The sequence below is a fragment of the Dyella caseinilytica genome (assembly GCF_016865235.1).
Classification (GTDB): domain Bacteria; phylum Pseudomonadota; class Gammaproteobacteria; order Xanthomonadales; family Rhodanobacteraceae; genus Dyella_B; species Dyella_B caseinilytica.
The window spans coordinates 1,694,719-1,707,598 of sequence record NZ_CP064030.1; the positions used below are offsets into that span (position 1 = coordinate 1,694,719).

Annotated in this window: 10 protein-coding genes and 3 tRNA genes; 9 read left to right on the forward strand and 4 right to left on the reverse strand. The window is 59.9% G+C overall.

The window, feature by feature from the left end:
* Window positions 1-212: 212 nt before the first annotated feature.
* Window positions 213-1,028: a posphoenolpyruvate synthetase regulatory kinase/phosphorylase PpsR gene (gene ppsR, locus ISN74_RS07340; protein WP_188798705.1), complete on the forward strand. Its 816-nt coding sequence runs from the start codon at window positions 213-215 to the stop codon at window positions 1,026-1,028.
* A 23-nt stretch (window positions 1,029-1,051) separates the two neighbouring features.
* Window positions 1,052-1,516, forward strand: a complete 465-nt coding sequence (locus tag ISN74_RS07345; protein WP_188798706.1) for a DUF1249 domain-containing protein — start codon at window positions 1,052-1,054, stop codon at window positions 1,514-1,516.
* Between the two features lie 309 nt (window positions 1,517-1,825).
* Here ISN74_RS07345 and ISN74_RS07350 read toward each other — a convergent pair.
* From ISN74_RS07350 to ISN74_RS07360, 3 genes are all read right to left on the reverse strand, one after another.
* Window positions 1,826-1,902, reverse strand: a tRNA-Asp gene (locus ISN74_RS07350).
* Window positions 1,903-1,986: 84 nt separating this feature from the next.
* Window positions 1,987-2,062, reverse strand: a tRNA-Glu gene (locus ISN74_RS07355).
* Window positions 2,063-2,070: 8 nt separating this feature from the next.
* A tRNA-Ala gene (locus ISN74_RS07360) sits at window positions 2,071-2,146 on the reverse strand.
* Window positions 2,147-2,303: 157 nt separating this feature from the next.
* Between ISN74_RS07360 and ISN74_RS07365 the strand changes: the two genes are divergently transcribed.
* The 5 genes from ISN74_RS07365 (at window position 2,304) to ISN74_RS07385 (ending at window position 7,344) form a co-directional block, all read left to right on the forward strand.
* The gene (locus tag ISN74_RS07365) at window positions 2,304-4,064 is read left to right on the forward strand and encodes a cation:proton antiporter (protein ID WP_188798707.1); all 1,761 of its coding nucleotides are present in this window, start codon (window positions 2,304-2,306) and stop codon (window positions 4,062-4,064) included.
* Between the two features lie 172 nt (window positions 4,065-4,236).
* Window positions 4,237-5,043, forward strand: coding sequence for an FKBP-type peptidyl-prolyl cis-trans isomerase (locus tag ISN74_RS07370; protein ID WP_188798708.1), 807 nt, complete (start codon window positions 4,237-4,239; stop codon window positions 5,041-5,043).
* Between the two features lie 155 nt (window positions 5,044-5,198).
* Window positions 5,199-6,542 carry a UDP-glucose dehydrogenase family protein gene (locus ISN74_RS07375; RefSeq protein WP_188798709.1) on the forward strand — a complete coding sequence of 448 codons (1,344 nt, stop codon included), beginning with the start codon at window positions 5,199-5,201 and terminating at the stop codon, window positions 6,540-6,542.
* Window positions 6,543-6,544: 2 nt separating this feature from the next.
* Window positions 6,545-6,757 carry a SlyX family protein gene (locus ISN74_RS07380; RefSeq protein ID WP_188798710.1) on the forward strand — a complete coding sequence of 71 codons (213 nt, stop codon included), beginning with the start codon at window positions 6,545-6,547 and terminating at the stop codon, window positions 6,755-6,757.
* Window positions 6,758-6,783: 26 nt separating this feature from the next.
* Complete coding sequence (locus ISN74_RS07385) at window positions 6,784-7,344, forward strand: DUF2058 domain-containing protein (protein WP_188798711.1); 561 nt, start codon at window positions 6,784-6,786, stop codon at window positions 7,342-7,344.
* Between the two features lie 64 nt (window positions 7,345-7,408).
* On the opposite strand, the gene ISN74_RS07390 is transcribed toward ISN74_RS07385, so the two are convergent.
* Window positions 7,409-9,484, reverse strand: coding sequence for a 3-hydroxyacyl-CoA dehydrogenase NAD-binding domain-containing protein (locus tag ISN74_RS07390; RefSeq protein WP_188798712.1), 2,076 nt, complete (start codon window positions 9,482-9,484; stop codon window positions 7,409-7,411).
* Between the two features lie 245 nt (window positions 9,485-9,729).
* On the opposite strand from ISN74_RS07390, the gene ISN74_RS07395 reads away from it, so the two are divergent.
* Both ISN74_RS07395 and ISN74_RS07400 read left to right on the forward strand, forming a co-directional pair.
* A complete protein-coding gene (locus ISN74_RS07395) occupies window positions 9,730-10,209 on the forward strand; it encodes a hypothetical protein (RefSeq protein WP_229679062.1) in 480 nt (159 codons plus the stop codon).
* A gap of 32 nt (window positions 10,210-10,241) precedes the next feature.
* A complete protein-coding gene (locus tag ISN74_RS07400; protein WP_229679064.1) occupies window positions 10,242-12,806 on the forward strand; it encodes a putative bifunctional diguanylate cyclase/phosphodiesterase in 2,565 nt (854 codons plus the stop codon).
* Window positions 12,807-12,880 lie beyond the last annotated feature (74 nt).

The following is a 12,880-nucleotide window of genomic DNA, read 5'->3' on the forward strand; positions in this document are numbered from 1 at the left end:
AAGAGCTCGTCATTAATAAGCCGGGAGCGGTGGGGGAAGCCGGACCGCGAAAGACTGGTATTGTCCGTTGTCGATGGTGCGCGGCACAAGAAGACCATTGCGCGCAAAGACCGCGCCAACTGCATACCAGTCAGGTTTAAGTCAAGCAAAGACAGGAATTCTTGCTTGCGATATGGTGCAGGGCAGGAACTCCAATCGCCCATGGAATACCCATGCAACGCTCGGTTTTTTTCATCTCCGACTCTACTGGTATTACCGCCGAAACCATCGGAAACAGCATCCTTGCTCAATTCGAAGGGGTGCAGTTCGAAAAACATCGCCTGCCATTCATCGACAACCCCCAGAAAGCTGAGGCGGCAGCGACGCGCATCAAGACGCGGTATGCCCAGAGCGGGGATCGGCCGATCGTGGTCAATACCATGGCCGACCGGGCTCTGTGCGACATCGTCGCCAGCAGCGGTGCGCTGATGCTGGACGTGTTCGCGCCGTTCATCGGGCCATTGGAAGACGAGCTGGGCACCCGTCATTCCGGTGCGGTGAACCGCTCGCATGGCCTGGTGGACTTTGATAAATACGAGGCGCGCATCAACGCCACCAACTACGCCTTGAGCCACGATGACGGCCTGGACGTGGACTATGCCCAGGCGGATCTGATCCTGGTGGGTGTGTCGCGTTCGGGCAAAACGCCGACCTGCCTCTATATGGCCTTGCATTACGGGGTCAGTGCCGCCAATTATCCGCTGACCGATGAGGACCTGGAAAAGCTCGAACTGCCCGCCCGTCTGCGGTCCTATAAAAACCGCCTGTTCGGCTTGACCATTGAGCCCGATCGCCTGGCGCAGATCCGCGAACAGCGGCGCCCGGGCAGTCGTTATGCCACGCTGAAGCAATGCAAGTGGGAACTGGAACAGGCCGACCGGCTGTTGCGGCAGGCGGGGATTCCTTGCCTGAATACCACGCATGTATCGATCGAGGAGATTGCGAGCAAAATCTTCGATCAGTTCGGTATCGAAAAAACCATGTTCTAAGCGATGGAGAAAACCTTACCCCTATGAGTGCCGTTCTCGACCGCCGTGCCGCCTTGCTGCCAGGACGCTTTGAGTACCTGATGGGACTCTATGCCGAAAACTATCATCGGCTGACGCGCCTGTTCGCACCACAAAAGCTGGTAGTGGGCGATTACGTGTCAGACGTCGACGACGGTCTGCCGGTGCATTTGGTGGTACAGGAATGTCATCCGTATACGCTGGAGCTGGAACTGACGTACGGTTTCGTCGACGCACAGACTGGGCGTCGCGCGCCATCCGCCCAGCTGCGTGTCTATAACGATGCGCACGTGGCTGAGGCGCTGCACTGCCATCCGGGGCGTCACTTGTGGCAAGTGCTGGGGCCGTTCCCGCCAGCGCATACCGTGTTCCAGCATCGTTTGCAGATGAACGGTTTTCTGGCTCGTTGGCTGGAGTACCTGGCAGAGCAGGGGCATTCGGCAGGTACGCTGGAGCAGGTGTCGAAATAGGCGGTTAAGGGTTAAGGATGCTCTGATCTATTCCACGCATCCGGCATACCGTCCAGAAGACTCGCAGGCTGTATCGCGCGACTTGAACAGACGGCCAGTCTGCCCTGCGCCACGCAATAGAGCCTGCGAGTCTTCTGGACGTCACCCCATCCTTTGAATTCAATATGTTGGGGCCGGAGTGATGCGAGGCGCGCATACAGTGCGGTGACGGGTACGTGGAATAAATCAGAGCATCCTTAAGTCCCCTGATTTCAGGCAACAAAAAAGCCCGCGCGATGGCGAGCTTCTTGTGACGATCTTTCTCAGTAATGGCGGAGCGGACGGGACTCGAACCCGCGACCTCCGGCGTGACAGGCCAGCATTCTAACCGACTGAACTACCGCTCCGCGTTGTTACTGCCTTCCAGCGTACTCAAACACAATAAGTCCGTTTCCAATTCGATGCGACGGCTGGTTGGCTATCGCTTGAATTGGCGTCCCCACGGGGATTCGAACCCCGGTCGCCACCGTGAAAGGGTGATGTCCTAGGCCTCTAGACGATGGGGACGTTTGTGTTGGTGGAGCCAGGCGGGATCGAACCGCCGACCTCCTGCATGCCATGCAGGCGCTCTCCCAGCTGAGCTATGGCCCCACGGCTGGAAGCCCGAAAGAATAGGATGGGTTTGGAATTCCGTCAAGCAAATTTTTATAAAAATCTCATCGTTTGATGAACCGATCGTTTTGCTTCGACTGCTGTTGGATTGGTGCTTCGGTTTAAGCTCACGTCAAGACTGCGCCATGAGGACGGCATGCACGATATTGGCTTTATCCGCGACCTTGCGTTGGTGATGCTTGTGGCTGGTGCCACGACCATCCTGTTCCAGCGCCTGCGTCTGCCTGTGCTACCCGGTTACATCCTTGCTGGCGTGGTGATTGGTCCACATACACCAGGCGTGTTGGTGGCTGATCCGCGCGCCATTGGCGATATCTCCAACCTCGGCGTAGTGCTGTTGATGTTTACGCTGGGGCTCGAGTTCAGTGTGCGCAAATTGCGCCAGGTCGGTGGCACTTTGCTGCTGGTCACGGTGATCGAAGTCGGATTCATGCTGTGGATGGGTTATCAGCTTGGACTTTTGTTCGGCTGGGGTGGCAGGAATGCGTTGTTCCTTGGCGCGATCATCGCGCTGTCGTCGACCATGGTGGCGACGCGCACGCTGACCGAGAACGGTCTGCGGCAATGGCCATTCGCGCGGTTAGTGGTCGGCATGCTGGTAGCGGAAGACATGCTGACCATCGTGCTGCTCACGTTGCTTACCGCGATCGCAATCAGCGGCACAGTGCAGACAGTGGCGGCATTTACCCTGGTGGGGCACCTGGGGCTGTTTGTCATTGCCGGCATGATTGTGGGGCTGTTGCTGCTGCCACGCCTGGTTGATTACGTCGCCCGCTTCGACCGCGATGAAACGTTGCTGGTCAGCGTGCTCGGCATCTGTTTTGGCGCCAGCTTGCTGGCGGCGTGGCTGGGTTTCAGCGTGGCGCTAGGCGCTTTTCTTGCAGGTGCCGTAGTAGCAGAGGCGCGCAGTGCGCCGCGTGTCGTGCATCTGGTGGAACCTTTACGTGACATGTTCGCGGCGCTGTTTTTTGTGGCTATCGGACTGAAGATCGATCCGATGCAGCTTGTGCATTACGCGTTGCCGGCGCTGTTGATCGCGCTGACCGTGATGGTTGGCAAAAGCGTGGTATGCGGTCTGGGCATGTTTTTTATCGGTCACGATGTGCGCACCTCGTTGCGCACCGGCTTGTGCATGGCGCAGATCGGCGAGTTTTCGTTTGTGATTGCGACCCTCGGGCTGACGCTTGGCGCGGTGGACGACTTCATCTATCCCATTGCCGTGGCCACTGCGCTGATCTGCATGGTGTCGTCGCCATACTTGCTTCGTTCTGCGGATCTGCTGGCGCATGTCGGCGGAAAGATCGTGCCGCGCCCAATGCGCGTTTTGATGACCAGCTACAGCGGCTGGCTGGAGAACCTGCGTCCGGTGGATGACAACGCGGTGATCGCGGCGATGTTCCGCCGACTGTTGTGGCACATCGCAGTGAATGTGGCTTTGATCGTCACCCTGTTTGTGATGGGTGCTTACATCAATGCGCATAACGCAGCATGGTTCGAGCGTTGGGGATTGAGTCGTGATATGCGCCATTCCCTGATCTGGGCAGCAGCCTTGTTTCTGTCGTTGCCATTGCTGATCGCGGTGTATCGCAAAGCCGAGGCCCTGGGAATGCTGCTGGCAGAACTGGGAATACGCGAGCGTTTTGCGGGTGCGTACACCCAGACCATTCGGCAGATTCTTGCGAAATTGATCCCGCTGGCGACGCTGGTGGCGCTGGCTATCTTGGTCAGCGTGCTGGGATCGGCGATTTTGCCTCCGCGTGGTGTAGCGCTATCGCTAGTAGGTGCGTGCGTTTTGCTCGCAGTGCTGCTCTGGCGCGGATTGGTGAAAATGCATGCGCGGTTGCAGGCGGCGCTGCGCGAGACGCTGGAAAAGCCTTCACCTGCCGATCACAAATGAAACTGAATGCGATCGCGTGCACATACTTGCGAGTGAACCTTCGACTTGTATCGTGGTCAATGCCGGAACGTCGTTGCCAAGACCGGACTGGACACCGCACAATGGGTGGCCAGCCTCCATTTGGGGGAGGTCCGGCCGGCTCGCCGGCATATCCATAACGAGGGAGTTCCAAATGAAGCAATTTCTGCGACCCACGCTGACGGCGGCCGCGCTGGCCGTTGCGCTGGGCATGACCGCTGGCGCGCAGGCACAGACGTCCAGCACCGCCGCAACGGGCACGGTCGACAAGATCAAGGCCAGTACCGTCGTCGGCTATGAGCTGGCCGGTTCCGTGCCGCCGATCATGCGTGACGCCGTGGACCCGGCAACGGTTGCAAAGGCCGTTCAGGACGCACTTTCCGGCAAGAAGCCGCCGATGAGCGAGGCGGAGTTCAACTCCACCGCGCAGGCTTTCGAAGCACAGCTGCGTGCCAAGGCCAAGACCGAGTTCGACGCCGCTTCGGCCAAGAACAAGGCTGAAGGCGACGCCTTCCTCGCGAAGAACAAGTCCGCTGCGGGCGTGAAGTCCACCGCATCGGGCCTGCAGTATCAGGTGCTCAGCCAGGGCACCGGCGCTCGTCCGGGTCCGAATGACACCGTGAAGGTGAACTACACCGGTACGTTTGTGAACGGCGAAGTGTTTGACAGCTCGACGAAGAACAACCCGCCGGGCCCGACCTCGATCCCGTTGGCTCGCGTGATTCCGGGCTTCCGCGAAGGTCTGCAGTTGATGCAGGTTGGCGGTCACTACAAGCTCTTCATCCCGGCCAACCTGGCCTATGGTGCTGAGCCGCAGCGTCCGTTCCCGCCGAATTCCACGCTGATCTTCGACGTCACTTTGGTGAGCACCGGCCCGACTCCGGCTGGCGCCCCGCAGGGTGGTGCTGACGCTGGCGGCGGCAATGATGCTGGTGGTGGCAATGGTGGTGGCGAGCAGTAATCGCCGCTGGCGTACTGCAAGCAGGTCACACAAACAGGGCGCGAAGCGATTCGCGCCCTGTTTCTTTGCATGAATGCATACCGGACGGCTGACATGAGGGTTTCTTACACGCCCTGCTAGAATCAGCACCCCCGAGTAAGGTTTGATCCTATCCGATGAAAGTCACCATTTTCGGCACCGGTTACGTGGGCCTGGTCACGGGGGCCTGCTTGGCCGAAATGGGCAACCATGTTGTTTGTGTGGATATCGATCAGGCCAAGGTGGCACGCCTGGAGCGTGGTGAGATTCCCATCTTCGAACCTGGGCTCGAACCCATCGTGCGGCGCAATCACGCCAATGGGCAGCTTGAATTCACGACTGACGCAGCCAAGGCGATTGCGCATGCGCAGATCATCTTCATTGCGGTCGGTACACCGCCCGACGAAGATGGCAGCGCGGATCTGCAATACGTGCTGGGCGTGGCCAGGTCGGTGGGTCGTCATCTGGATCGCTACGCAGTGATCGTCAACAAGTCCACCGTGCCGGTCGGCACCGCGGATCGCGTGCGCAAGGCGGTGTTGGCAGAGCTGTCCGAACGTGGTGCAAACATCGAATTCGATGTGGCTTCCAATCCGGAATTCCTCAAAGAGGGTGACGCGGTCGAAGACTGCCTGCGTCCTGATCGCATCGTGATCGGCAGTTCCAGCGAGCGGGCCATCGAGATGTTGCGCAAGCTGTATGCACCGTTTAACCGCAATCACGATCGCACTGTGGTGATGGACGTGCGTTCGGCCGAGCTGACCAAGTACGCTGCCAATGCGATGCTGGCGACCAAGATCAGCTTCATGAACGAGATCGCCAATATCGCCGAGCGGGTCGGCGCGGATGTGGAGCTGGTGCGTCAGGGCATCGGTTCGGATCCGCGCATTGGCTATCACTTTATCTATCCTGGCGCGGGTTATGGTGGCTCGTGTTTCCCCAAGGATGTGCAAGCGCTGGAGCGAACGGCTCGTTCGGTGGGATATGAAGCGCGGTTGCTTAGTGCGGTTGAGGCAGTCAATCACGACCAGAAGGCGAAGCTGTTCGATTTCATCCAGCACTACTTCAACGGGAATGTGCGCGGCCGCACCATTGCCCTGTGGGGACTTGCGTTCAAACCCAATACCGATGACATGCGCGAAGCATCCAGCCGACGTTTGATGGAAGCGCTGTGGGCAGCCGGTGCCAAGGTACACGCGTTCGATCCGGAGGCGCGTGACGAGACGCGCCGCGTATACGGTGATCGCGATGATCTCGTCTTGTGCGACAACGCTTATCAGGCGCTGGAGGGCGCGGATGTGCTGGCTATCGTGACCGAATGGAAGGCTTTCCGTAGTCCTGACTTCGCACGTATACGCGCCACGCTGAAAGAGCCGGCCGTTTTCGATGGGCGTAATCTGTATCAGCCGGAAGCTGTCGAAGAAGCGGGTCTGGCCTATTACGGTATCGGCCGCGGACGCAGTGTGCGGTACCCTGAGTGATTATGAGCGACATCGAGCAACGACTTGCGGAACTGGAAGTACGGCTTACTTTTATCGATGATGCCGTACAGGCGCTGACGACGGTCGACGCGGAGCAATCCCAGCGCATTGCCGCGCTGGAGCGGATGGTGCGTGACTTGCGCAGCGAGTTGGCGACAGTGCGCACGGGGCAGGGGCACGATCCGCACTCCGAGCCACCGCCTCCGCATTATTGAGAAACTTGCAAAACCGGATTTCGATTATGGTCGATTCACTGCGAGATCAGCTGCTCAAGAGCGGCATCGTCAAACAGCTCAAGGACGAAAAGCGTCAGCAACAGCCCGCGCAACGTCCCAGCCCATCACATGGCAAGGGCAAGCCGCAGCACAAGCCCAACAGGCCGGCGCGCAGCCAGGAAGAGATGGACCTGGCCAAGGCGTACGCGATGCGTGCCCAGACAGAAGCCACTGAACGCAAGCGTGCCGAACAGGAGGCTGCCGAGCAGGCGCGTATCAAGCGCGAACGCAAGGCCAAGGTGCAGCAGCTTCTTCAGGGCAACATGCTCAATAAGGCCGATGCTGATCAGGCACGCCACTTCGAATACGGCGGCAAGATTCGCCGTATGTATGTGGATGCGGCCCAACTGGCTGATCTCAATGCCGGTAAATTGGGCATCGTGCAGAACGGTGGCCGTTATGTGCTTGTCACGCTGGCGGTTGCTGAACAGATTCGCCAGATCGATCCACATCTACTGGCACTGCTGATCGATCCGTCCACCGGTGGCATCGGCGATGACGGCGTGCCTGACGACCTGATGTGGTGAGCCGATAAAAACGAAGGTGCCGTAAGGGCACCTTCGTTGCCTTCCAGTTTGTTGTTCCAGTGGATCAACTGCCGGAGGGGAATTCGAAACCGCTCTGCTTCAGGGCTGGATGATCCCAGCCGTTCTTGGGTGTGAAGCGTTCGCCGTAGCGCTTGGCCAATGCTTCGAGCTTCTGGCGAATGGTGTCCACGCCCTCGCTGCGTACGTACTGGATCGGGCCACCGCGGAACGGCGCAAAGCCGGTGCCAAAGATCACGCCGGCATCCAGCAAGTCGGCATCATCCACAACGCCATCGCCGAGACAGGCGACAGCCTCGTTCACCATCGACAGAACCATGCGCTCTTGCAGATCCGGCGGTGGCGTGTAGTCCGGATCGACGTCGGGTTTCTGCGGCTTGCCATCCTGCCAAGTGTAAAGACCCTGGCCATCTTTCTTGCCGCGCTTGCCTGCTTCGAGCTTGTCTTCGAGTCCCGGTGGAAGTTCCAGTCCAAGGAACGGCGCCAGTTCTTTGCCGACTGAAGCGCAAACATCCAGACCGACGGTGTCGGCCAGTTCGATCGGCCCCATCGGCATGCCGAAGCTCTTCGCCTGCTTGTCCAGCACGGGGCCTGGTACACCTTCGTTATAAAGGCGCAGCGCTTCGAGCAGATAAGGCATCAGGATGCGGTTGACCAGGAAGCCTGGCGTGCCTTTGACGGCCACCGGCAATTTGCCGATCGCCTTGCAGAATGCCAGCGCGCGTTTCTCGATGACCGGATCGAGTTGATCATGACGAACCACTTCCACCAGCGGCATCTGCGCCACTGGATTGAAGAAATGCAGGCCAAGGAAACGCTGCGGCGCTTTCAGCTCCTTGCGTAACTCGTCGAGCGGAATCGAAGAGGTGTTGCTGGCCAGGATTTCATTGTTCTGGAATTGCGGCTCAATGGTGGCGTACAGCGCTTCCTTGGCCTGCGCATTCTCGAAGATCGCTTCGATCGCAAGATCAGCTTTGGCAACACCTGCACCCTCGACATCGGGACGCAGGCGGCGACTGGCGGCTTCCACTTTTTCGGGAGTCTTGAGCTTTTTCTCGTAGAGCGCGCGGGCGCGATCCAGTGCAGGCTGGATGTACTTCATCTCGCGATCCTGCAGTGTAACGTCGAAGCCCTTGAGCGCCGCCCACGCAGCAATATCACCGCCCATCACGCCGGCGCCGACCACATGCACGTGCTTGATCTGGGCGTCGACGCCGCTACCCTGCCTCTTGAGACGCTCTTGCAAGAAGAAGATGCGAATCAGGTTATGCGCAGTGGGTGTGTCGGCAAGTTTGGCTACCGAACGCGCTTCCAGCTTCAGTCGCTGCTGGATGCTGCTGCCGCCGCGTTTCCATACATCGATTAACGCGAAAGGGGCGGGGTAGTGTTCTTTGCGCACTTTGGCAGCAGTCTGTTTGATGACCATGGGGGCAAGGATCTGCCGTGCCAGCCAGGTGTTGGTGGCCCATGCAGTCGCCCGTTGTGCAAATGGCCGCACATGCGGGTTGCGCAGCAGCGCACGCGCTTCGGGCAGAAGCTCGTCCAGACGGGCCAAACGGTCGACCACACCCAGGTTCTTGGCGCGGCGGGCCGAAAGAGCCTTGCCAGTCAACATCACCGGCAGGGCTTCGGGGGCACCGATCAGGCGCGGCAGGCGGGCCGATCCACCCCAGCCAGGATGAATGCCCAGCATCACTTCAGGCAGGCCAATACGTGTCTTGTCATCATCGGCGGCAATACGCTGGCGGCAAGCCAGGATCAGCTCTGTGCCGCCCCCCATGCAGGCGCCGTGCACGGCCGCGACGGTCGGGCAGGGCAGTCGCGCCAGCGCCTCGTACACCCGTTGGCCATTCTCGATGTTTTCCAGCACGGTGCCGTGCTTGGCGTACTCGACGAATTCTTTGATGTCGGCGCCGACAGCGAACCCATTCGGCTTGGCCGAGTGAATGATCACACCGGCGGGCTTTTCGATCGCCAGGCGTTCGACAATCTGGCCAAGCTCATCAAGCACTTCGCGGGAAATCGCGTTGACGTTGCTGTTGGCGCGATCCAGGGTGAGCGTCACGATGCCGCTGTCATCCAGGCTCGTTTTCCAGTGATTGAAACGCAATCCTTCGAACATGGGGATTAAGGATGTGGCCGGGAAACCGCCACCATACCGTCCCGCAGCGTTGATTGCGAGACGCCCCAGTCCATAAATGGCAGGGGTTCTGGGGATGCCCCGATCATGTCGCATTGCCGCAATGACTTGCGGGGCGGGATGTCGCATGCGTCACGCCTCGGCACTCCGGCTATTGCGCTCGGCGTACGAGCGCGTAACGTACGAATGGCGACAACTTCTTTTACTAGGGCGCAATGACACCCCTGATGGCTCCATCGCCGCTTGCCGGCAGCGACATTTACGAGCGCATCCTGACTGCGCCCGGCGGTCTGGTCGTCCTTGAGCACGACCATAGTGCTGCTTTGATCGAGCAGTTTCGTGCGATCGCACGACACAACGGCCAAGCCGTCTATGTCTGGCATCCCGAGGAGGGCATGGAGAATCTGCGCGAAGCACACGCGCGTGTTCCAGGCTCGCAGCGCCTGAGCATTGCATTACGTTATATCCAGCAAAGCATCCATTTCGGAGTGTATCTGCTTTCGCAGTTCCCGCTGCCCATGTCGGCCATGGACAGCACCTTGCTGCGGCAGTTGGCGCGCGCGCCGGCGGGGCATGTCAGGCGCGTCGTGCTGCTCGACGCCGCGCCTGCTCTGATCGCCAGTTTCGACGACGTGGCGGTGCGCCTGAGTACGACGACGCCTGCGACGCAGCGTCCGCGTTTGCGTGATGGGCGCTGGCTGCTGTGAACGGCGCGGCGCTCCATACCGGAATTTTGCTGGTGGCATCGCAGCGCGAGTTGCGGCGCGAATTGTTCGACGTGCTCGATCGCGAGGGACATCCCACCATCTATTCCGCACGCGACACCACCCACGCAGCCATCTTGCTGGAAGGGCGCGCATCGCTGGCGTTGATCGTGGTGGCGTTCGAAGGCGATGGCCGCTCCAGCCTTACCTTGTGCGAGCAGCTCAGGTTGCTGCCTCCTTGCAGCGAAGCGCCGATCATCGCGGTGCTGGTGGATGAGGCGACGATCAAACCGGCCCAGTTGCCGACCGTGGTGGCCGGATGGCTATACGCCTCTCAGGTCGGGACAGAGCTGATTCCCCGTTGGCAGCAGTTGAGCAACGGCAAGCCGGCGGCAGTCGCTGAAAAGCTGGCGAGTGTTGTTTCATCACCTCGGCCTTCAACGCCGTTGCCGTCAACGGGTGGTGATTACCGCTTTGTGTTCGAGGATGGCGACGGCGATTGGCTGATTGTCGATCCAGTAGCTGAGCGTGTAGTGGAGGCCAGCCCGGCATACATGCGTCATAGCGGCTTGGCCAATAGCGTCCTGACCAGCCAGCCCTTGCGTGAAGTGCTGTCGTTTGAAAACAGCACCATGGAAAAAGCATTCAGCGATGCGGATCGCCGCTGGCTGGCTTGCCAGCGCAAATCGATCCGTGGACATGACACTGGCGAGGCCAGTGTGCGCCGCGTACGCCACGGCGGTCGCGACTTGATCGCGCTGCAATTTCGCAGCGATCGTGCGGGCGTGCGTCCAGCGGTTGCCCTGACGCTGTTGGCGCGCCTGTTCAGCGGCGGGCACGATGATGCTGGCGTCACCGAAACGGCCCAGTTGTTGCTGGATGAGATGGGCCTGGATTATCTGACCGTATGGTCGGCGCGGCCTGAAGAGAACAGCGTGCCGGTGCAGATCGTGCAGCGCTGGCGCGGGGAAGATAAGGTGCTGCCGGGCCCGCAATTGCAGAGTTCGTTGCGACTGGTACTCGGCGGCCGTACGCTGATGCATCCGCACGATGCCAAGCGCCTGGCCGATGTTGACCCATTGATCGGCCAACTCGATTTGCGCGGATTTGTCGGTTTACCGTTGCTGGACGAACGACATAGCGTGCTCGGTGCCCTGCTGGCCGGCAGCCGCAGTCCGTTTGGCGCGCATGAAATCGTGGAACCCGTGTTGCGATGTGCCGCGGCCCATTTCGCGCACATGCTGGAGCTGCGCCGTACACGTGAGCAGGGGCGTGCGGAAGGCTTGCTGGATGCGCTGACTGGGCTGCCCAACCGCCTGCTGTTCAATGACCGCCTCGACACCATCATTCGCGAAGCGACACGCACCGGCGAAACGTTTGCAGTGCTGTTCGTCGATCTGGACCGTTTCAAGTTCATCAACGACACGCTTGGTCATGCGGTAGGTGATCAGGTGCTGGTGGCGGTAACACAACGCCTGCGTAGCAGCGTGCGCGCGTCCGATACGGTGGCGCGCTATGCCGGTGACGAATTCACCATCGTGCTGCGGCATATCGTGAAAACAGACGATGTGCTGCGCGTTGCCGAAAAAATCGTGCAACTGATGGATGTGCCGTTGCATCTGGATGACGGTCCCGAATTGCAAGTCACAGCATCTATTGGCGTCAGCTTTTTCCCGGAAGATGCGCCGGATGCCGAAACCCTGCTCAAGCACGCTGACGAGGCGATGTATGCGGCCAAGAGCATGGGACGCAACAACTATCGGGTGTACGACGTCAGCCCAGCGCAGGAGCAGCAGAATGCCGCGCTGAAGGCGCGGCTTCGCCACGCCGAAGCGAATGGTGAATTGCGCGTGTTCTACCAGCCGCAGATTCATGCGGGTACCGAAGATATTGTCGGTATGGAAGCCTTGTTGCGGTGGGAGCATCCGGATCTGGGCAACATCGGTCCCGGGTTCTTCATTCCGCTGGCCGAGGAGACTGGGTTAATCGTTTCCATCGGCGAGTGGGTGTTGCGTACTGCTTGCAAGCAAGCCAAGGCTTGGGAGGACCGTTTCGGTCTTCGCCTCCGGCTTGGCGTCAATCTCTCGGCAGTGCAGCTGATGCAGCCGGATCTCTCTGAAGTGGTTGCTACCGTGCTGGAGGAGACCGGGCTCGATCCGGGCCTGCTGGAAATGGAAGTCACCGAAAGCATCAGCATCAAGGCGGCGCCCAATCTGATGGAGAACATGCAGAAGCTGCACAAGATGGGCTGCCATATTGCGATCGACGATTTCGGCACCGGCGCAGCCTCGCTGGATTACCTGCGCAAGCTGCCCGCCGATCGCATCAAGATCGACCAGAGCTTCGTGCGCAATATAGGTGTCGATCCGGATGACGAGGCGATCGTGCGGGCGACCATCGAAATGGCCCACCGGCTGAAGCGCGGGGTGGTGGCCGAGGGCGTGGAGATCGAACAGCACCTGCAGTTCCTGCGCGCCAATCATTGCGATGAGCTGCAGGGCTATCTGTTCTGCCGGCCCATCCCGCATGGCAGCTTCGAGCGTCTGTTGACCGAGCGGGAGCGTCTGCTATCCGGCGCCCTGGAAAAATTGCCGGCTTGAGTCCGGATCACGCGCACTTATCTTAGAATCTCGATGGGCCGTGACATCTCGCTGAACTTGCGGGCGCGGCGCGG

Bases quoted from the DNA above. Each gene is read 5' to 3' on its own strand.
- ppsR (WP_188798705.1), top strand. From the start codon at position 213: ATGCAACGCTCGGTTTTTTTCATCTCCGACTCTACTGGTATTACCGCC.
- ISN74_RS07345 (WP_188798706.1), top strand. From the start codon at position 1,052: ATGAGTGCCGTTCTCGACCGCCGTGCCGCCTTGCTGCCAGGACGCTTT.
- ISN74_RS07365 (WP_188798707.1), top strand. From the start codon at position 2,304: ATGCACGATATTGGCTTTATCCGCGACCTTGCGTTGGTGATGCTTGTG.
- ISN74_RS07370 (WP_188798708.1), top strand. From the start codon at position 4,237: ATGAAGCAATTTCTGCGACCCACGCTGACGGCGGCCGCGCTGGCCGTT.
- ISN74_RS07375 (WP_188798709.1), top strand. From the start codon at position 5,199: ATGAAAGTCACCATTTTCGGCACCGGTTACGTGGGCCTGGTCACGGGG.
- ISN74_RS07380 (WP_188798710.1), top strand. From the start codon at position 6,545: ATGAGCGACATCGAGCAACGACTTGCGGAACTGGAAGTACGGCTTACT.
- ISN74_RS07385 (WP_188798711.1), top strand. From the start codon at position 6,784: ATGGTCGATTCACTGCGAGATCAGCTGCTCAAGAGCGGCATCGTCAAA.
- ISN74_RS07390 (WP_188798712.1), bottom strand. From the start codon at position 9,484: ATGTTCGAAGGATTGCGTTTCAATCACTGGAAAACGAGCCTGGATGAC.
- ISN74_RS07395 (WP_229679062.1), top strand. From the start codon at position 9,730: ATGGCTCCATCGCCGCTTGCCGGCAGCGACATTTACGAGCGCATCCTG.